Below are 19,732 nucleotides of genomic sequence, written 5' to 3'. Positions count from 1 at the left end.
GGATCGGCCGGTCGGCCGTGTTTTGCACCACGAGTGTCAAGGTGTGCCGGCCCTCGTTGAGGAGATGGTCGGGGCCGTCGGTGAACAGTTCGCCGGGAATCATGGCCGCCTCACTTGCCGCCGCGTGACAACCAGACGGCCACCGCCAGGGCGCCGCCCAAGGCCACAAAACCCCATACGTCAGTGGCGTGCCAGTGGGTGCCTGAAAATCCATGTTTTTCATGGGAAAAAGCGGTTCCGGCCAGCGTAGTCATTAGGGTTGTTGCTATTAATTTCATGATTTTCCGGGGATATCAGGTATCAATGTTGAAGGCAGGCAGCGGCATCAGACGATGGGCTGGTGCACCGTGACCAGCTTGGTGCCGTCGGGGAAGGTGGCTTCGACCTGGATGTCGGGGATCAGCTCGGCGATGCCGTCCATCACATCGGCCCGGGTCAGGATGGTGCGGCCTTCGCTCATGAGTTGCGCCACGGTTTTGCCGTCGCGCGCGCCTTCCATCACGGCAGCGCTGATCAGCGCGACGGCTTCCGGGTAGTTGAGCCTGAGGCCGCGCGCGCGGCGCCGCTCGGCCAGCAGCGAAGCCGTAAAAATCAGCAGTTTGTCTTTTTCTCGGGGCGTCAGTTCCATGGGGCTCTTTCGGGGCGTGCTGTCGGGTTTGCAAGAACGGTGCCAAAAGCGCTTCGGCCCGGCTTGGCACAGAACCTGCAGTCAGCGCCCATCCCCACTTCGTCCTGCCTGCCCATTCATGGACGTCCCGACTTCACTGCTCACCACCGAGCCCGCGCTGCCCGCAGCGGCGGCGGGCCACGCTGCGCCCGTGCCGGTGCAGCGCATCATCAAGATCCGGCGCGACTACAACAGTTGGGTCGCCAGCGAAACCATGGAAGACTACGCGCTGCGCTTTACGCCGCAGCGCTTTCGCAAGTGGTCGGAGTTTCGGGTGGCCAACACCGCGTTTGGCGCGGCCTCGTTCCTGATTCTTGAAGCGGTGGGCGCCACGCTGCTTGTGAAATACGGCTTTACCAATGCGTTCTGGGCGATTGTGGCCACCGGGCTGATCATCTTTATGGCGGGCCTGCCAATCAGCATTTACGCCGCGCGCTATGGTGTCGACATGGATTTGCTGACGCGCGGGGCTGGTTTTGGCTACATCGGCTCCACACTGACCTCGCTGATCTACGCCTCGTTCACCTTCATATTCTTTGCGCTGGAAGCGGCCGTGATGGCCTATGCGCTGGACCTGGCGCTGGGGATTCCGCCGCGCTGGGGCTACCTGATCTGCGCGCTGGTGGTGATTCCGCTGGTCACGCATGGCGTGTCGGCCATCAGCCGGCTGCAGGTCTGGACGCAGCCCCTGTGGCTGGTGATGCTGGTGGTGCCCTTTGCATACGTCTGGATGCGCGATCCGGGTGCTTTTCTCGGAGTGGTGCACTACGGCGGTGAGAAGGGCATAGGTGGCGAATTCAATTTGCACTTGTTTGGTGCGGCGCTGACGGTGGGCATTGCGCTGATTACCCAAATGGGCGAGCAGGCCGACTACTTGCGCTTCATGCCGGTGCAGACCCAAGCCAATCGCTGGCGCTGGTGGGCGGGGGTGGTGGCTGGCGGGCCGGGCTGGGTGCTGCTGGGCGTGGTCAAGATGCTGGGCGGGGCACTGCTGGCCTACCTCGCAATTTCCAACATGGTGCCGCTGGAGCGTGCCGTGGAGCCGAGCCAGATGTACCTGACGGCTTATGAATACGTGTTTCCCCATTACGGCCTGGCCGTGGCGGCTACCGCGCTGTTCGTGGTGGTGTCGCAGCTCAAGATCAATGTGACCAACGCCTATGCCGGCTCGCTGGCCTGGTCCAACTTTTTCTCGCGCCTGACGCACAGCCATCCGGGCCGCGTGGTGTGGGTGGTGTTCAACACGCTGATTGCCTTCATGCTGATGGAGATGAACGTGTTTCAGGCGCTGGGCGATGTGCTGGGGCTGTATTCGAACATTGCGATCGCCTGGATGATGGCGGTGGTGGCGGACCTGGTCATCAACAAGCCGCTGGGCCTGTCGCCGCCGGGCATCGAGTTCAAGCGGGCGCACCTGTACGACATCAACCCGGTCGGCGTGGGCGCCATGGCGCTGGCGTCGCTGCTGTCGGTCACGGCGCATCTGGGCTTGTATGGCGAACTGGCGCAGGCGTTTTCGGCGGTGATGGCCATGGTCACGGCCTTGGTCGCTGCGCCGCTGATCGCGTGGGCCACCCAGGGCCGCTACTACATCGCGCGCCAGTTAGAAACGCCGAACGATCAAGGTTCTTACAAGCGCTACGCCACGCAGCAGTGCGTGATTTGCGAGCGCGCCTACGAAGGCCCCGACATGGCGCATTGTCCGGCCTACCAGGGCCCGATCTGTTCACTGTGCTGCACGCTGGACGCGCGCTGCGGCGACCTGTGCAAGCCCCACGCCAGCCTGTCGGCGCAGTGGTCGGCCACGCTGCGCTGGCTGCTGCCGCGCCGGGCCTGGCCCTATCTGGACACCGGGCTGGGCCACTTTTTGCTGCTGATGGGGGTGATTGTGCCGCTGCTGGCCAGCGTGTTTGGCCTGCTGTACCGCCAGGAAATGGGCGCACTGGTGGACCGGGTCGCGGCGGAATCGGCGCTGCGCTCGGGCTTTCTGAAAGCCTATATGGCGCTGCTGGTGATGGCCGGGCTGGTGGCCTGGTGGCTGGTGCTGGCGCACAAGAGCCGGCAGGTGGCCCAGGAAGAATCGAACCGCCAGACCCATTTGCTGATGCAGGAAATCGAGTCGCACCGCCAGACCGACGAAGCCCTGCAGCAGGCCAGGCTCGCAGCGGAGCAGGCGCGCCACCTGGCCGACCAGGCGAACCAGGCCAAGAGCCGCTACATCAGCGCCATCAGCCATGAACTGCGCACGCCGCTCAACAGCATTCTGGGCTATGCCCAGCTGATGGGCGAAGACAGCGCCATACCGCCGCACCGCAAGCAGGCGGTCAGCGTCATCAAGCGCGGCGGGGAGCATTTACTCTCGCTGATTGAAGGCACGCTCGACATTGCGCGCATAGAAGCGGGCAAGCTCTCGCTCGATGTCAGGCCCATGCACTTTGCCGATTGCGTGCATGAAATGGCCGGCATGTTCGAGTTGCAGGCGGCCTCCAAGGGCCTGGGTTTTTGCTTTGAGGCCAGCGGCAACCTGCCCGAACTGGTGCGGGCCGATGAAAAACGGGTGCGCCAGATTTTGATCAACCTGCTGGGCAATGCCATCAAGTTCACGGCCGTGGGGCAGGTCACGTTCAGGTTGCACCATGCGCACGAGATGGCCTACATCGACATTGAAGACACCGGCCCCGGCATGAGCGAAGCCGAACTGAGCCGGATTTTTGAGCCCTTCGCGCGCGGCAGCACGGCGGGCCAGAGCGCCACCGGCACGCCCGGCGCCGGCCTGGGCCTGACGATTGCCAAGATGCTGACCGACCTGATGGGCGGCGAGATGACGGTGCTCAGCACCCCGGGCGAAGGGTCGGTGTTTCGCATCCGGCTGTTTTTGCCCGAGGTGCATGTAGCCGCAGGTGCCGCCCAAGGCGCCAAAAACCAACCCGACCGACGCCGGCCGCGCGGCTACGAAGGGCAACGGCGCAAGCTGCTGGTGGTGGACAACGAGGAGGCCGACCGCGAATTGCTGGTGCAACTGCTCCAGCCCATGGGGTTTGAACTGCGCACCGCCGCCAGCGGCCATGACTGCCTGGATCTGCTGGCGGCCGGCTTGCGGCCCGACGTGATCTTCATGGACCTGGCCATGCCCGGCATTGATGGCTGGGAAACGCTGCGCCGCGTGCGGGCCGCCGGGCACCTCGACGTGCGCCTGGCCATTGTCTCGGCCAACGCCTTTGACAAGGGGCTGGACAACGATGTGGGCATTCGGCCTGAAGATTTCATTCTCAAACCGGTGCGTCACACCGAGTTGATCGACTGGCTGGCGCTGCGGCTGGCGCTGCGCTGGCAGTATGAAGCGGCGCCGGCCGTGGCGGTGGTGGCGCCGCAGCGGCGCGTGTGGCCTGATGCACCGCAGCTCGCCGCGCTGCGGGAACTCGTCAACCTCGGCTTTTATCGCGGCATCCTGAACAAGCTGGCAGAAATTGAAACGCAGCAACCCGCCACCAGCGGTTTTATCGATGACATGCGCCTGCTGGCGCGGCAATTCCAGTTCGACGCCATGAGCTGCCAGCTTACCCACCCGGAGGCCGACCATGGATCGCGCGCTTGATGCCAGCCAGATGCTGGACCGCACCCTGGACCGCGCCAACAGCGATGTCGTGCTGATTGTTGACGATGTGCCCGACAACCTCTCGGTGCTGCACGATGCACTCGATGAGTCAGGCTACAGCGTGCTGGTCGCCACCAGCGGCGAGGCCGCGCTGCAGCGGGCGCAGCAGGCCTTGCCCGACATCGTGCTGCTCGACGCCATGATGCCTGGCATGGACGGCTTTGAAGTGGCCAGGCGCCTGAAGGCCATGCCGGCAACTGCGCACATTCCCATCATCTTCATGACCGGCCTCACGGAAACCGAGCATCTGGTGGCGGCGCTGGAAGCCGGCGGCGTGGACTATGTGACCAAGCCGATCAAGTCCAGGGAAGTGATGGCGCGCATGGGCGTGCACCTGCAGGGCGCACGCCGTGCGCGGCAGGAGGCCCGGCAGGCAGGCCAGGCGCGCAATGCCCTGGATGCCTTTGGGTATGCCAGCATGACTGTGCGAATAAATGGCCAAGGTGGCGACGGCAAGCTGATCTGGCAAACGCCGCTGGCGCGCGACCTGCTGATGCGCTACTACGGCACATCCGCGCCGCAGACCCCCGAACCCGTGTTGAACTGGCTGCGCCGCCATCTGGCCGATGCCGAACGGCAGATTGAGCCGCCGCGCCTGGCGGTAGAGTTTGGGCCGCGCCGCCTGACGTTCCGGCTGCACCAGCAGACGGGGGACGGCGAGGGGGACGGCGCAGGGGATTGGCTCATCGTCATGCGTGAAATTTCGGATGACGCCGTGATTGATGCCATGCGCCTGAGCTTCACGCTCACCGGGCGTGAAGCCGAGGTGCTGTATTGGGTGATCAAGGGCAAGATCAACCGGGACATTGCCGACATCCTGGGGGCCAGCCCGGCCACCGTCAAAAAACACCTGGAGCGCGTGTATGCCAAGCTGGGTGTGGAAACCCGCACGGCGGCGGCAGGCATGGCCATGAACCGTATCCGGCAGCTGCATCCGCAGTTTGAGTGCTGAAGAAAGGGACGGACGACGTGATTTTCACAGCGCGGCTATAATAGTGGGTTCGGTAGCGCATCAGCCTTTTATTTCGAAGCCTTCTTGTTTTTGGCTTCCTTCTCAAATGCAGCGCTTCCCAGAGCCCGAATTCACGGAGCTTTGACAGTGTTTTCAGTGCCCAAACCGCCCTGAACCCTCTCAGCACTGTTCTATATTTCCTGTCGAGCACTTTCTCCAACGGTGCCCACGCATGGCTCAACCTGTCCATCCCCTTCAAGGGCCTGGCGGGTGGAAACCGAATACCGTTGGCTTGCTCGCAAGCCGCTTACTTCTCTCTATCAAGCCGGGAAAAATACCTGGCGCAGGCTTTTATGAATATTGATTACACCAAAATAGCGGTCGGCAAGTACCTTGTCTCTCCGCTAGCCAAGCAGCAGGGCGAAGGCCGCTACGCTGCTTCCGTTTCCATTCGTTCCGGTCGCGGCAGTGGCACGCATGACCGCGTGTTACGCTTCAGCGGAATTTTTGACAGCGCAGCCGCTGCCGTTCATTACGCAACGGAACACGCGATGGGCTGGATCCACGAACGCTCATGCCCCGCTTGCGCCTGATAAGCGGCTGGCCTCGCCGAGGCCAGCCGGGACAGACAAAATTCAAGTTTTTTTAATTCTCACGGAGTTGCATCATGGCCAAAGAAGAACTGATTGAAATGCATGGACTGGTAGACGAAGTGCTGCCCGATTCACGCTTTCGCGTGACGCTGGACAACGGCCACAAACTGATCGCCTACACCTCCGGCAAAATGCGCAAAAACCACATCCGCATTCTGGCCGGCGACCAGGTGTCGCTGGAACTGTCGCCCTACGACCTGACCAAGGGTCGCATCACGTTCCGCCACATTGCGGGCCGTGGACCAGGTCCTGCACCGCGCCAGTCGCGCTAAGCCCAGTCGTCCCCCGCTGAATTAAAGCCGGAACGCAGCGCCGGGAGCTGCTGCATGGCAGCTCGCAAAGCGCAGCAGCGCATGCCAGCCCTGTGAAAAGGGCCCATTCGGGGTTGGCCCACAGCCGCAGCCCCGTTCAGTTTCCCATCCCCGATTCAGCCCCTCTCAGTCTGCATTGTCGGCATCGGCCGCGCTGGCGGGCGGGCGCGCCATCCAGGCGATGAGCGAGGAACGCATGGCTTCTTCTACCGACATGTCGATGGCCTGCACCCAGTCGGCGGGCACGAACACGGTGTAGCCGCCAATCATGTAGCCCATGGGCAAATACACCGCCACGCGCTCGCCCGGCAAAAAGCCCTGCGGCAAATCGGCAAAGCTGCGGCGCGTGATGAGTCCGACGATTTCCAGGCCATGGCCGGGCATGCGCAAGATCACCACGCTTTGGTTGCCCTGCTTGGCGGCGGGCGAGAAGTAGTCGGCAAAACTCTTGAGTGACGAGTAAATGCTTTTGACCACCGGCAGGTAGGTGAACGGAAGTTCGGCAACGGACAGCAGTTTTTTCACGCCGGGCTTGGACAGCAGAAAACCAATCGCCAGAATGATCAATACCCCAAACACCAGGCCCATGCCCGGCACATAGATGCCGCCAATCAGGGGGTCCAACACCCACAGCGCGGCAGCTTCTGTCCAGGCCAGAAACATGAAAAGCAGGTACAGCGTCAAGGCCACCGGCAAGATGGTGATGAGGCCGCGAAAAAAATACTTGTAAAGGCTTTTCATGAGAGGGTTGTCTTGGTTGGTTTTTCAGGCGTCGGCGCACAATGCCGTCGCTTGATACAACCACCAATATAACCATTTCATTTACCCGCTCCACATGAATTTATCGACCTTGTCCTACATGAAAAAGGCATTGCGCACGGATGAACCTGGCAGGGCGGTGTTTAAGGTGGCTGATGGGTTGCCGTCCGCACGCAAACTTCAATATCTTCAGCGTGCGCGGCCCTGTTACGGGAAGCAGTGGGCAACAGCGCCAACATGAAAAGGAGTCTGCCGGTATGAATACTGATCTTGAATCCGACTACCTGCGCTTGCGTGCGCAGCTGCAAGCCTTGCAGGCTGAAGCGGTCAAGGATTTCCCAAAGATCGATCAGCTCATTAACCAGCTGGAGCGGCTTCAGCTTGCCATCAAGGAGCGCCACGGCCTGAAGGGCAACAACCCCAACGAATAGCGCTTGATCAGGATCCATGCGGCCTGCGGCCGGATTTTGGCCCTCCGCTTGATTGCTCCTTTTTTGGTAGCTGCTGGATCCCGATAATATTGGGCTAGAGGCCTTTTTTAGGCATAATTTATGCGCTGAAAGGCGAGGCAGCCGGTTCGGGCCGCTCACGCCGCCGCCGCCCACTTTTGCCGGCCGGGATAGAGGTAGGTGTAGTCGTAACTCCGGGCGCCGCCGGGATTATTGGGGCTTGACGTAGTTCATGGCCGCGTCAAATTCGCCCCGCGACAGGAAATTGTCCCGGTCGGCGTCGGCCTGCTCAAAATGCCTGGTCACGCCGCGAAAGCCCGCCGCTTCTGCCCGGCTGACCTTGCCATCATGGTCGCCATCCATGTAGTTGAAGGCGAACTCCAGCTTGCTGGCCGTATAGCGGGGGGCGAGAGCTTCGGTCGCCGCAACCGGCGCGGGCGCTTCCGGAGTTTGGGCGTGGGCACTGCCCATGGCTAACAAGGCCGCTGCAGCGCTCAGGGTGAGCGTCCATGCCCGGGCAGCAAGCGATGGGCCTTGTTTGGCTTTGGAAAAATTCATGGGTTTTGAAAAGGGAGAGTCAAACATCCAGGCTATTGGACGCCAGTTTGCCCGATGACTCCAGCACGCTTGCAGGGTGTTTCGCGGCTTTACACCGCCAGACACATTACTTTGCAAAGCCAGGTGGGGCACCAGATGCGGTGGCGGCTGACAGCCGGGCTCTGGACTGTCCGACAGGGCGCAGCCCGCCATCTTTTTACAATGGAGCACCAGTCAAGCATTTTAAAAGCACAAGGAGCAACCATGGCCACCAGCAGCATTCTCGGCGGTTCACAAATGCCCGAAGAAATCAGCGGAAAAGACGTCCATGCCCTCGGCCCCAGCGACAACTCCGACAGCGGCAGTGATGCCGTAGGCGCCTATGGGGAAGATGAACTGGCCAGCGACACCGATGCCGCCGGCACGGGTGAGCGCGCTTCGGTGGGCACCGTCGGCGAGCAGCCGGATGCCGACATCCTGCCCGACCGCATTGAACAAGTGACCGGCGCTGGTTCAGGTAACGACCTGGATGACACGGCCGGCGACGACGCCAACGATTTGAGTGACGTTGAAGACCTGGCCGATGACAGCGAAGACCTGGAAGTGGACGAAGGCGAAGAACGCGATGAAGAGGCAGGTCCGTCCCGCAAAGCCTGAATAGCGTCAGCGCGACCCCGGACGCACGGCGACGCACTCAGACCCGCTTCAGGCGCAGCCTTTGTCCGGCTGGAGCGTATGTCCCGCCTGAACGGGTGAATATCTCCGGGTGATTCGCTGCGCCGTGAAGCCGCTGAACACCACCCGCGCCCCTTTTTGACGACCGATACCTTTACCACCTTTACCATCGGCGGCTCCAGCCCGCCAAAAAATGTCTGCACGTCCATGAAACTTTCAAAAATAGCCTTGTCTTCCGCCCTGGAAGACAAGACCTTCCTGCTTTTGCTGCTGCTCGTGTCGCTGGCTTTTTTGTGGGTGCTCTGGCCTTTTTACGGCGCGGTATTTTGGGGCGCTATTTTGGCGCTGATGTTTTCACCGCTTTTTTTGCGCCTGCTGAAGAAGATGCCGAAAAAGCGCACGCTCGCCGCCTTGCTCACGGTCTCCATCATTCTGGTGCTGGTCATTTTGCCCGTGGGTTTTATCAGCGCCCTGCTGGCCCAGGAAGCGGCCAGCGTGTACCAGCGCGTTGAGTCCGGCGAGTTGAGCGTCAGCCGGTATTTTCAGCAAGTTTTTGACGCGCTTCCGGCGTGGATCACCGGACTGCTGGAACGTTCAGGCCTGAACAACCTGGGGCTGATTCAGGCGCGTGTGTCCGACAGCCTGGCCAAGGGCAGCCAGTTTATTGCCACGCAGGCATTGGGCATCGGGCAAAACGCCTTTGATTTTTTTGTCAGCTTTTTCATCATGCTGTACCTGCTGTTTTTCTTCCTGCGCGATGGGGCGGCCCTGTCCAGGCGCATCCGGGAAGCCATCCCGATGGAAGCCGATATCAAGCGCAATCTCTTCAGCAAATTCACCACGGTCATACGCGCCACGGTCAAGGGCAATATTGCGGTGGCCATGCTGCAAGGGGCGCTGGGCGGCCTGATCTTCTGGTTTCTGGGCATTCACGCGCCTGTGCTGTGGGGCACGCTGATGGCTTTCCTGTCGCTGTTGCCTGCAGTCGGGGCGGCTTTGGTGTGGATTCCGGTGGCGATTTATTTCCTGGCCATCGGCGCCATCTGGCAGGGCGTTGTGCTGATTGCCTTTGGCGTGCTGGTGATTGGGCTGGTCGACAACATCTTGCGCCCGGTGCTGGTCGGCAAGGACACCAAAATGCCCGATTACGTGGTGCTTGTTTCCACGATTGGCGGCATGTCCCTGTTCGGGCTCAATGGTTTTGTCATTGGCCCCGTGATCGCCGCCATGTTCATGGCGGCGTGGGACATTTTCGCCAAGGCCCGGCAGGCAGAGGCGGTTGAGCCACCTCTGGCTTGAATCGCCAGATTTGTTGGATAAATCGGGTTGTAGCCCAATGAATACGGGAGAACATAGCTATTAATTAAGTAGCATTTTGGCGTGCCAGGCGGCCTTCAGCGTCGTCATGTCCACCACGAAGCGGTATTTCACATCGCTTTTCAGCATGCGTTCGTAAGCTGTTTCGATCTCGTCCATGCGGATCGATTCGATGTCGGAAACAATGCCGTGCCGGGCGCAAAAGTCCAGCATCTCCTGCGTTTCCCTGATGCCGCCAATCAGCGAACCCGCCAGGCGCCGGCGTTTCATGATCAGGCTGAACACGCTGGGCGACGGGTGCGGGCTGGCCGGCGCGCCCACCAGCGTCATGGTGCCGTCGAGCTTGAGCAGCGCCAAAAACGCGTCCAGGTTGTGTGGCGCGGCCACGGTGTTCAGGATGAAGTCAAAGCTGGCGGCATGCGCCGCCATTTCGTCGGCGTTTCTGGACACCACGACTTCCCTGGCACCCAGCCGCAGCGCGTCTTCGCGCTTGTTGGCCGAGGTTGTGAACAGCACCACATGCGCGCCCATGGCCGCGGCAATTTTCACGCCCATGTGGCCCAGCCCGCCCAGGCCCACGATGCCCACCTTGTGGCCGGGGCCGACCTTCCACTGGCGCAGCGGTGAATAGGTGGTGATGCCCGCGCACAGCAGCGGCGCCACGGCCGCCAGATCGGATGCAGCGTGCGAGATGCCCAGCACAAACGATTCGCGCACCACCATGTGGCTGGAATAACCGCCATAGGTGTTGGCGCCCGTGCCCTGCTCGGGACCGTTGTAGGTGCCGGTAAAGCCGTTCTCGCAGTACTGCTCCAGCCCGTCGGCGCAGGGCGCGCAATGCTGGCAGCTGTCGACCATGCAGCCCACGCCCACCAGGTCGCCGACCTTGAACTTGCTTACCAGGCTGCCCACGGCCGTCACGCGGCCCACAATTTCGTGGCCCGGCACCGACGGGTACACCGTGTTTTGCCACTCGTTGCGCGCCGTGTGCAGGTCAGAGTGGCAAACGCCGCAGTAAAGAACATCGAGCGCGACATCGAGTTGGCCGGGCGAGCGGCGGTCGAAAGAAAAGGGTGCCAGCGGGGTGCTGGGCGATCTGGCGGCGTAGCCGTGTGCTTGTGACATGGGGCGAAGCTCCGAGTTGGGAAAACCGCGATGCTAGCCCTTTAAAGCGTTCTTTGTATGTCAGACGCGCACCCGAATCGGGTTGAACGGCTTTAGCGGCGCGGGCCTGCAAGGCACAGTTTTTTGCATTTACCGGCATTCAGGCGCCACTGTGGCCAGCGGTTGAACGGGTGCAACCAGCTATTGAATTTACAGCGTATAAACCGACCCATGACCTACCTGCCCCCCCACTTTGAAGAGACTGACACCGCCACGCTGCACGCGCTGGTGGGCGCTTACCCGCTGGCCACCTGGGTGGTGCCTCACCAGGGCGAGCTGCTGGTCAACCACATCCCGTTTTTGCTGGACGCCCAGCGCGGCGAGCACGGCACGCTGATTGGCCATGTGGCCCGCGCCAATCCGGTGTGGCAGGCGCTGCCTGCGTCATCGGTGGCGGTGTTCATGGGGCCGCAAGCCTATGTGTCGCCCAGCTGGTATCCGAGCAAGCAGGCGCACGGCAAGGCCGTGCCCACCTGGAACTACGCCACCGTGCACGCCCACGGCGTGCCGCAGGCGTTTGACGACCCGGCCCGGCTGCTGGCGCTGGTCACGCGCCTGACCCAGGTGCATGAAGCCAGCCAGGCCCAGCCCTGGCAGGTGCAGGATGCGCCTGCCGACTACCTCGGCAGCATGCTCAAGGCCATCGTCGGTATCGAGATCCCGGTGCAGCGCTGGGTCGGCAAATGGAAGGTTAGCCAAAACCGGCCGCCTGCAGATCAGCAGGGCGTGGTGGCCGGCCTGAAGGCGCAGGGCAGCGAGGCCGTAGCGCAGATGGCGGCTTTGGTAAAGCCGCGCGGCTAGTCACGGCGGTGTCACGGGGTGGGCCTAGCATGGGCTGTTTCCAACCCTGCCGCTGAAAAGGGCTCATCCATGCGCCACCGTTTCCCCCAACGCCTTGTCGCAGCATCGCTGATGGCATGCAGCCTGTCTGCGCTGGCCCAGAGCCCCCAGGCCATCACCAACATCCAGCTCGGCCCACGCCCCTTCTTTTTGGTGGCCGAGATGGCTGACAGCCCGCTCAAAGCCAGGCTGCAAAGTTGCGCCAACGGCCCGTTCAGGAAAACCGACTTCTCGATTGGCCACCGGGGCGCCGCGATGATGTTCCCGGAGCACACCAAAGAGTCCTACGAGGCAGCCGCCCGCATGGGCGCAGGCATTGTGGAGTGCGACGTGACGTTCACCAAGGACAAAGAACTGGTCTGCCGCCATGCGCAAAACGACCTGCACACCACCACCAACATTCTGGCCACCCCCCTGGCGGCCAAATGCACCCAGCCCTTCACCCCGTTTGACGCCGAGAAAAACACCCCCGCTACCGCCGAATGCCGCGCCAGCGACATCACCCTGGCCGAGTTCAAAACCCTGCGCGGCAAGATGGATGCCTTCAACCCCAAGGCCACGACCGCGCAAGAGTTCATGGGCGGCACGGCCAACTGGCGCACCGACCTGTACAGCGGCCCCACCAGCGGCACCTTGATGACGCACCGGGAGAGCATTGCCTTGTTCAAGAAGCTGGGCGTCAAGATGACCCCGGAACTCAAGTCCGCCAGCGTGGCCATGCCGTTTGATGGCTTCAGCCAGGCCAACTACGCCCAGAAAATGGTGGACGAGTACAAGGCCGCCAAGGTGCCCGCCAGCCAGGTGTTTGCCCAGTCCTTTGACAAGAATGACGTGCTGTATTGGGTCAAAAACGAACCCGCCTTTGGCAAACAGGCCGTGTTCCTGGACGACGCAGAGAAGGTCGCCGACCTGCCCAGCCTGGAAGAGCTCAAGCGCTACAAACAGGACGGCATCCAGATCGTCGCGCCGCCGATTTTTGCGCTGCTGGACGTGAAAGACGGCAAACTGGCCGCCTCTGCCTACGCCAAAAATGCCAAACAGGCCGGCCTGGGCATCATTGCCTGGAGCCTGGAGCGCTCCGGCGTGCTGGCCACCGGCAAGGGCGGCTGGTATTACCAGACCGTGAACCAGGCGATCCAGCGCGAGAGCGACACGCTGCTGGCCGTCGATGTGCTGGCCAGGGACGTGGGCGTGAGGGGCATTTTTTCCGACTGGCCCGCTACCGTCACTTACTACGCCAATTGCATGGGTTTGAAGTGATTTTTTAGCGGTGAAAATTTTGCGCGTTCAAGACGCCTTATCCTGCCAGCCCTTGATAAATCTGCATAAACGGCTGAATTGCTGACTTATGAGTAATGGCGAGCCAGGACAGGGCTGGCAGCCGCCTCGGAACGTGAGGGGCTGAGATAGTCCAGCTCAAGCGAAAGTACCGCCGCAGCTGATGTGCGTGTTTCCACGCCGAGCTTGGCGTACACATGCTCCAGATGCTTGTTGACCGTCCGCGGGCTCATGCCCAGAATGTCTGCGATGTCGCGGTTGGTTTTTCCCTTGGCCAGCCAGGACAGGACTTCGGCCTCGCGCCGCGTGAGGTCCGCGCTTCGCACGCGGGACGCGGCTGCCGGGCGTAGTTGCAGCAGCGTCATGGATTCGCCCAGACCGCTACTGCCGATCCAGTGCATCACCAGTTCTTCGCCGCCGCGTTGCCCGAGCGGCAAGGTGGTGGAACCCGAGGCCTCCAACCCACTCACCAGGGCTTTGAAAAGATCGACTGGCGAACCTGGCGCTACGAACTCCTTCAGCCAGGCGGCGGCCTTGGGCGACTGCCAGGCGACGCGGAACTGCGAGTCCAGCATCAGCACGCCCAGGCCGGCCACGTCAACGGCTTCCCTTGCCAGCCGCGATACCCGGGCGTTACGCATATGCGCTGACAGGCGAGCCAGGACTTCGTCGATCTTGACAGGCTTGACCACATAGTCCACGCCCCCCATGTCGAAGGCCGTGACGATGTGCGCGGTCTCTGACAAGGCCGTCATGAAGATGATCGGAATATGGGCGCGCTCAGGCAATTGCTTGATGCGCCGGCAGGTCTCGAATCCATCGAGCCCGGGCATCATGGCATCGAGCAAAATCGCGTCGGGCGTTACCCATTGCAGGCTTTCGAGTGCAGCCTCGCCGCTGCGTGCCACCAGCACCGAATAGCCCGCAGCCTCAAGCGCGTCGATCAGAAAGCCAAGCGCATCGGGTGCGTCGTCAATCACCTGCACCACCAGTTGCGGGGCCGTGCGCGCTTTGGTGCCAACAACCGGTGCGGTGGTCATTTCTATCGTAGCCATCTTAAAAGTCCCTCCAGACCAACACGGTCCAGCAAGGCCCGAAAATAGGTGCATTCGGCCTGGGTTGCGCCGTTTTCGGCTGCAATGCGGTCAATGCTGCGGCGCAAGGAGGTGACATCGCCGATGCGCGTCAGCCAGGTCAGTTCGGCCACGGCTTCATTGCTGAGTGAGCGCTGCACCGGTGCCACCGGCTGTACCGCCTCGGATGACTTGAACAAGTCCAGGCTGGATTCGTAGGTCCAGATCAGGTGCAGCTGCGTTTCGAGCTTGCCCATCAACTCCGACTCTGATACCGGCTTGCTGACAAAGCCATTGCAGCCGCTTTGCTTGAGCTGCAGCGGGTCGTGAAAGACGTTGGCCGAAACCATGATGACAGGCAGCGTGGCCAGCCCTTCAGCGCGCAGGCGCTGGCAGGTTTCCCAGCCATCGATACCGTCCATATTCACGTCCAGCAGCACTGCATCGGGCGGCTCGCGATGCACAGCCTCCAGACATTCGAGTCCGCTGGCGGCTTCGCTTAGCGTGAATCCGAGTGGGCGCAGCAACGCGGTCAGTAATTGGCGCTGGCTGGCCTGGTCATCCACCAGCAGTATGCGGCGCTGCGGGCCTTCATAACCGGTGATGCGTCGGTGGTCTTCCACCACATGTTTGTCCAGGGCGGTAAGTTCGCGCAGGTACATGCGAACCTTGAAATTACTCCCTTGGTCGATCGCGCTTTCAAGCGATATCTCACCGCCCATGAGCTCTGTCAGCAATTGGGTAATGGTCAGCCCCAGACCGGTGCCTGCCTCCTGGGCTCGCCGGCCCGAGCTGCTGCGCTCGAAGGGCAGAAAAATGCGCTCGTGATCATTTTGGTCAATGCCGACACCGGTGTCGATGACTTCAAAGCGTGCCACCTCCATGCGGTGCTGCACGCGCAGCGTGACGCTGCCGTGCTCGGTAAATTTGATGGCGTTGGCCAGCAGGTTCAGCAGGATTTGCCGCAGGCGCTTGGCGTCAGTATGGACGTAGGCGGGCAGGCGCCGCGGCGCATCGAAGCTGAACACCAGGCCCTTGGCCACGGCCTGCGGCTCCACCATCTTGACAATATCATCCAGAAAGTCGCGAAAGGAAATCGCCGCTTTGTCAATCTGCATGCGGCCCGCCTCGATGCGCGCCAGATCGAGCATGCCGTCAATCAGGCTGGCCAGATGCTGGCCGCTGCGCTGGATCGTCGTGATCTGGCGCCGGAATTCGCCCGTGAGGGTCTCGTTGTGCAGCAGTACTTGCGAATATCCCAGGATGCTGTTGAGTGGCGTGCGAAATTCATGGCTGACGCCCGTGACGTAGCGGGTTTTGGCCAGATTGGCGGCCTCGGCGACTTCTTTTGCCTGCTGCAGCGCAGCGTCGGTTCGCTCATGCGCCTCGATTTCACGCAGCAGCAGCTGGTTCTGGTGGTTGGACTCGTCCTGGGCCACCTGGCGGCTCTCCACGCCCAGCACGATCCACCACGATCCGACGGCTAACACCAGCAAGAGCAGCGTGTACGTTTTCTGGAAGGCCAGCCACACGGTGGCGCGCTGCGTCGGCTCCAGTGCGGATGCAATGGCCTCCTGGTAATAAACCAGGCCCATTACTGCGGTGAGCAATACCGCCAGCGAGCACAGCACCACCAGGTAGTGAGTGACGCGAAAATTGATTCGGGATGACAGCGTGGCCGGCAGCAGCTTGCCCAGCAGGTCCTGCATCTGCTCTGTTGAACGCGAGCGGTTCTTGCAGCGGTCATGGCAGCGTGACTCCAGCGTGCAGCACAGGGAACAGATCGCCTCGCCATAGGCCGGGCAAAAAGCCATGTCCTCGGATTCAAAACGGTTCTCGCACACCGTGCATTGCACCAATTGGCCCGGCTGCCACAAGCGGGGGCTCTTGCGGGCGATATAAAAGCGCCCACCGCTCGTCCAGGCCAGCAGGGGCGAGGCCAGCAGGGCCACAGCCAACGCAATCATGGGCGAGAAGGCCTGCGCCCAGGCGCCCAGACCACCGGTGTAGCAGACGATCCCGGTCAGGCTTGCCAGCAGCGTTGCACCGACGCCCACCGGATTGATGTCATACAGGTGGGCGCGCTTGAATTCAATCCCTTTTGGCGACAGGCCCAGTGGCTTGTTGATGACGAGATCGGCCACCAGCGCGCCGACCCAGGCGGTGGCGAGATTCGCATACAGGCCCAGCACCTGCTCCAGCGCCTTGAAGACACCCAGCGTCAACAGCAAGATGGCAATGCCCACATTGAACACCAGCCAGACCACGCGGCCCGGATGGCTGTGCGTCAGGCGCGCGAAGAAATTGGACCAGGCGAGCGAGCCTGCATAGGCATTGGTCACATTGATCTTGACCTGCGAGACGACGACAAACACGACGGTGGCAAGAACGGCGATGGCCGGATGGGTGAAGACGTAGCTGAAACCGGCGAGGTACATCTGTGTGGGATCCAGCGCTTTTTCGACCGGCAATTGGGCTTGCAGCACCAGATAGGCCAGCAGCACCCCGCCCATCATCTTGCACATGCCGGGCACGATCCAGCCCGGGCCGGCCGCCAGCACCGAAAACCACCAGCGCCTGCGGTTGTCCGGCGTTTTTTCCGGCAGGAAACGCAGGAAATCGACCTGCTCGCCCACCTGCACCACCAGGGCAAAGGCCATGGTGGCCGCGGAGCCGAACATGAGCCAGTCAAAGCCGCTGTCGCCCGAGGCGTAGCCCGACAGGCTGCGAATCCGAGAGAGCACCGAAGGGTCCCTGATCAGGATGGCCAGGTAAGGCGAGAGGAGCAGGAGCAACCACAAGGGCTGGGTCCAGAGTTGAAGCCGGCTGATGAAGGTGATGCCGTAGGTTACGAACGGAATGATGATCAGCGAGGACAGCAGGTAGCAGACGGTCAGCGACCAGTCTGTGAAGTACAGCTGCAGCGCCGAGGCCATGATGGCCGCCTCCAGCGCAAAGAAGATGAAGGTAAAGCTGGCGTAGATCAGCGAGGTAATCGTCGAGCCCAGATAGCCAAACCCCGCGCCGCGCGTCAGCAAGTCCATGTCTATGGCGTGTTTGGTGGCGTAGTAGCTGATGGGCAGCGCGGTCACAAATATCAGCAGGCCCACCATCAGGATGGCCCAGAACGTGTTGGTGAAACCGTAGTTCAGGGCCATGGCGGCGCCGATGGCCTCCAGCGCAAGGAACGAGACCGCGCCCAGCGCGGTATTGGCGACACGGAATTCGGACCAGTGGCGCCGCCCGCGCGGTGTGAAGCGTAGCGAGAAATCCTCCATCGTCTCGTTGGCGACCCAGGTGTTGTAGTCGCGCCGGATACGGAAGATTTTTTGTGTGGGCTGTGTCGATTGTGTCACGCGCGCTTGAGCTGGCAGTTAGGCATGCAAGACTCAAGCAATAAACGTACCGCTGAAGGCTGATTCAGTGGTGGCACCCCCGGTTTGCCGGGGAGCTGACGCGTGGGGGCGGCTGGTTGTCAGGCGCCGTTCGGAATGCCTTCTATCGGGCATTCGGGCGTGCCCGGCGTCGTGCGGGTGATGGCTTCCACCATGGCGCGCGCTTTTTGCGGGTCATTGACCCAGGTCTTGTAAAAATCAAGGGGGCAGTCTGCTACACCGCCGGCATCCTCGCCTGAGTTGATGGTGCCGGTGTAGCCGCGATGCAGCAACTTGAACAAATGGTTTTGCGACTGGCCGTTCTTGCGCGTGTCGCGGATCAGGCCCATGGAGAGTTCGGCGTACTGGATACCCATCTCTTCCTCGCCGCACTCGCCCAGTGTGCGGCCGTCAAAGCCGACGATGGCGGAATGCCCGAAATATGAGTACACGCCGTCAAAGCCGGCGGCATTGGCCACGGCCACATACACGTTGTTCATCCAGGCCATGGCCTTGGCCACCAGGACCTGCTGTTCCTTGGCCGGGTACATATAGCCTTGGCAGCGCACGATCAGTTCGGCGCCCTTCATGGCGCAATCGCGCCAGATCTCGGGGTAGTTGCCGTCATCGCAAATGATGAGGCTGATCTTCAGGCCCTTGGGTCCCTCCGTCATGTAGGTCCGGTCGCCCGGATACCAGCCTTCAATCGGCGTCCAGGGCATGATCTTGCGGTACTTCTGCACGATCTCGCCCTGGTCGTTCATCAGGATCAGTGTGTTGTAGGGCGCCTTGTTCGGGTGCTCTTCATGGCGCTCGCCGGTCAGTGAAAAAACGCCCCAGACCTTGGCCTTGCGGCAAGCCTGGGCAAAGATGGCGGTCTCTTCACCCGGTATGACGGCGGCGGTTTCATACATTTCATCGCGGTCATACATGATGCCTTGCGTTGAATATTCCGGGAAGATCACCAGGTCCATGCCGGGCAGGCCCTGCTTCATGCCGACCAGCATGTCGGCAATCTTGCGGGCGTTCTCCAGCACTTCGGCCCGCGTGTGCAGCCGCGGCATCTTGTAGTTCACGACGGCAACGCCGACGCAATCAGCACTGCTTGAAATATCACCATGTCGCATCTTTGTACTCCTGTCGTGTGGATGGCCTGACAGTGTGGCGCCGCCGTGTGCGCAGGGCACTACGTTAATTGACGTATTCCGGAATGCGGGTGCAGCAGATAAATTTCACTCCAACGCAGACCCGATAACGGGATGCGGAAATCCCCAACCTTCCAGGAGCCCACATGTCAGCTGATTCGTCTTCTCCGCTTTCCAATATTCCGGATTCAGCCACGCGCCGCAGGTTGCTGCAGCTGATGGCCATGTCGCCGCTGGCCGGCGTTCCGTCGCTGGTGCTGGCGCAGCAGTTCCCAACCGCCAAGGTCAACACCACCAAGCTGGCAGTCACGGACACGGAAGTCACGGTAGGCCAGTTGCACTCGGCCACCGGCACCATGGCGATTTCCGAAACCGGCTCCATTCAGGCCGAACAACTCGCCATTGACCAGATCAACGCCATGGGCGGCGTTCTGGGCCGAAAAATCAAGGTCATCAAGGAAGACGGCGCGTCCGACTGGCCCACCTTTGCCGAGAAATCCAAAAAGCTGCTGGTCAACGACCACTGCGCCGCCGTGTTTGGCTGCTGGACATCGGCTTCACGCAAGGCTGTGTTGCCGATCTTTGAAAAAGAAAACGGCCTGCTCTACTACCCGACCTTCTATGAAGGCCTGGAGCAGTCCAAGAATGTGATTTACACGGGCCAGGAAGCCACGCAGCAAATTATCTGGAGCCTGGACTGGGGCGCAAAAGAGAAGAAGGCCAAAACCTTCTTCCTCGTGGGTTCGGACTACATCTGGCCGCGCACGTCGATGAAGATTGCGCGCAAGCACATTGAGGCCTACCAAAAGGGCAAGGTCGTCGGCGAAGAGTATTACCCGCTGGGCAACACCAACTTCAACTCGCTGATCAACAAGATCAAGGT

At 61.5% G+C, this 19,732-nt stretch carries 18 protein-coding genes and 1 pseudogene; 10 read left to right on the top strand and 9 right to left on the bottom strand.

All coding sequences use genetic code 11. From position 1 onward, the window contains the following. The 3 genes and pseudogenes from ureB to Q8K05_RS06250 all read right to left on the bottom strand — a co-directional run. A pseudogene (gene ureB / locus Q8K05_RS06260) lies at nt 1–103 on the bottom strand (urease subunit beta); the annotation flags it as partial. A gap of 7 nt (nt 104–110) precedes the next feature. After that, the gene (locus tag Q8K05_RS06255; protein WP_305245650.1) at nt 111–254 is read right to left on the bottom strand and encodes a hypothetical protein; all 144 of its coding nucleotides are present in this window, start codon (nt 252–254) and stop codon (nt 111–113) included. A 71-nt stretch (nt 255–325) separates the two neighbouring features. After that, complete coding sequence (locus Q8K05_RS06250) at nt 326–628, bottom strand: urease subunit gamma (RefSeq protein WP_305245649.1); 303 nt, start codon at nt 626–628, stop codon at nt 326–328. Nucleotides 629–746: 118 nt separating this feature from the next. Between Q8K05_RS06250 and Q8K05_RS06245 the strand changes: the two genes are divergently transcribed. From Q8K05_RS06245 to infA, 4 genes are all read left to right on the top strand, one after another. Next, nucleotides 747–4,262 carry an ATP-binding protein gene (locus tag Q8K05_RS06245; RefSeq protein ID WP_305245648.1) on the top strand — a complete coding sequence of 1,172 codons (3,516 nt, stop codon included), beginning with the start codon at nt 747–749 and terminating at the stop codon, nt 4,260–4,262. After that, nucleotides 4,246–5,274, top strand: coding sequence for a response regulator transcription factor (locus tag Q8K05_RS06240; protein WP_305245647.1), 1,029 nt, complete (start codon nt 4,246–4,248; stop codon nt 5,272–5,274). Before Q8K05_RS06245 ends, Q8K05_RS06240 begins: the two co-directional genes overlap by 17 nt. Before the next feature lie 353 nt (nt 5,275–5,627). Next, complete coding sequence (locus Q8K05_RS06235; RefSeq protein ID WP_305245646.1) at nt 5,628–5,867, top strand: hypothetical protein; 240 nt, start codon at nt 5,628–5,630, stop codon at nt 5,865–5,867. A 74-nt stretch (nt 5,868–5,941) separates the two neighbouring features. After that, the gene (gene infA / locus Q8K05_RS06230; protein ID WP_293466855.1) at nt 5,942–6,199 is read left to right on the top strand and encodes a translation initiation factor IF-1; all 258 of its coding nucleotides are present in this window, start codon (nt 5,942–5,944) and stop codon (nt 6,197–6,199) included. 165 nt (nt 6,200–6,364) lie between these two features. Here infA and Q8K05_RS06225 read toward each other — a convergent pair whose 3' ends face one another. Beyond that, nucleotides 6,365–6,979, bottom strand: coding sequence for a DUF502 domain-containing protein (locus Q8K05_RS06225; RefSeq protein ID WP_305245645.1), 615 nt, complete (start codon nt 6,977–6,979; stop codon nt 6,365–6,367). Between the two features lie 275 nt (nt 6,980–7,254). Between Q8K05_RS06225 and Q8K05_RS06220 the strand changes: the two genes are divergently transcribed. Next, nucleotides 7,255–7,428, top strand: a complete 174-nt coding sequence (locus Q8K05_RS06220; RefSeq protein WP_305245644.1) for a hypothetical protein — start codon at nt 7,255–7,257, stop codon at nt 7,426–7,428. 228 nt (nt 7,429–7,656) lie between these two features. Here Q8K05_RS06220 and Q8K05_RS06215 read toward each other — a convergent pair whose 3' ends face one another. Next, nucleotides 7,657–8,004, bottom strand: coding sequence for an EF-hand domain-containing protein (locus tag Q8K05_RS06215; RefSeq protein WP_305245643.1), 348 nt, complete (start codon nt 8,002–8,004; stop codon nt 7,657–7,659). Between the two features lie 243 nt (nt 8,005–8,247). Between Q8K05_RS06215 and Q8K05_RS06210 the strand changes: the two genes are divergently transcribed. Both Q8K05_RS06210 and Q8K05_RS06205 read left to right on the top strand, forming a co-directional pair. Further along, nucleotides 8,248–8,640 carry a hypothetical protein gene (locus Q8K05_RS06210; RefSeq protein ID WP_305245642.1) on the top strand — a complete coding sequence of 131 codons (393 nt, stop codon included), beginning with the start codon at nt 8,248–8,250 and terminating at the stop codon, nt 8,638–8,640. Nucleotides 8,641–8,865: 225 nt separating this feature from the next. Beyond that, complete coding sequence (locus Q8K05_RS06205; protein ID WP_305245652.1) at nt 8,866–9,957, top strand: AI-2E family transporter; 1,092 nt, start codon at nt 8,866–8,868, stop codon at nt 9,955–9,957. Between the two features lie 60 nt (nt 9,958–10,017). Here the strand turns inward: Q8K05_RS06205 and Q8K05_RS06200 are convergent, their stop codons facing one another. Next, nucleotides 10,018–11,100, bottom strand: a complete 1,083-nt coding sequence (locus Q8K05_RS06200) for an NAD(P)-dependent alcohol dehydrogenase (RefSeq protein ID WP_305245641.1) — start codon at nt 11,098–11,100, stop codon at nt 10,018–10,020. A gap of 210 nt (nt 11,101–11,310) precedes the next feature. Between Q8K05_RS06200 and Q8K05_RS06195 the strand changes: the two genes are divergently transcribed. Together Q8K05_RS06195 and Q8K05_RS06190 are read left to right on the top strand one after the other, a co-directional pair. Further along, entirely contained in the window at nt 11,311–11,940 is a 630-nt protein-coding gene (locus Q8K05_RS06195) for an FMN-binding negative transcriptional regulator (RefSeq protein WP_305245640.1), read from the top strand. A gap of 69 nt (nt 11,941–12,009) precedes the next feature. Next, nucleotides 12,010–13,239, top strand: coding sequence for a glycerophosphodiester phosphodiesterase family protein (locus tag Q8K05_RS06190; RefSeq protein ID WP_305245639.1), 1,230 nt, complete (start codon nt 12,010–12,012; stop codon nt 13,237–13,239). Between the two features lie 86 nt (nt 13,240–13,325). Here the strand turns inward: Q8K05_RS06190 and Q8K05_RS06185 are convergent, their stop codons facing one another. The 3 genes from Q8K05_RS06185 to Q8K05_RS06175 form a co-directional block, all read right to left on the bottom strand. Continuing rightward, nucleotides 13,326–14,297, bottom strand: coding sequence for a response regulator (locus Q8K05_RS06185; protein WP_305245651.1), 972 nt, complete (start codon nt 14,295–14,297; stop codon nt 13,326–13,328). Nucleotides 14,298–14,299: 2 nt separating this feature from the next. After that, nucleotides 14,300–17,686 carry an ATP-binding protein gene (locus Q8K05_RS06180; protein ID WP_305245638.1) on the bottom strand — a complete coding sequence of 1,129 codons (3,387 nt, stop codon included), beginning with the start codon at nt 17,684–17,686 and terminating at the stop codon, nt 14,300–14,302. Between the two features lie 119 nt (nt 17,687–17,805). Beyond that, the gene (locus Q8K05_RS06175) at nt 17,806–18,831 is read right to left on the bottom strand and encodes an aliphatic amidase (protein ID WP_305245637.1); all 1,026 of its coding nucleotides are present in this window, start codon (nt 18,829–18,831) and stop codon (nt 17,806–17,808) included. Nucleotides 18,832–18,995: 164 nt separating this feature from the next. On the opposite strand from Q8K05_RS06175, the gene Q8K05_RS06170 reads away from it, so the two are divergent. Then, nucleotides 18,996–19,732 (top strand): transporter substrate-binding protein (locus Q8K05_RS06170; RefSeq protein ID WP_305245636.1); only part of this gene is annotated, 737 nt, incomplete at its 3' end.

The sequence above is a fragment of the Polaromonas sp. genome, from assembly GCF_030682935.1.
Taxonomy (GTDB): domain Bacteria; phylum Pseudomonadota; class Gammaproteobacteria; order Burkholderiales; family Burkholderiaceae_C; genus Polaromonas.
Note: the sequence above shows the minus strand (reverse complement) of the source record. Positions and strands in the feature narration are given on the sequence as shown.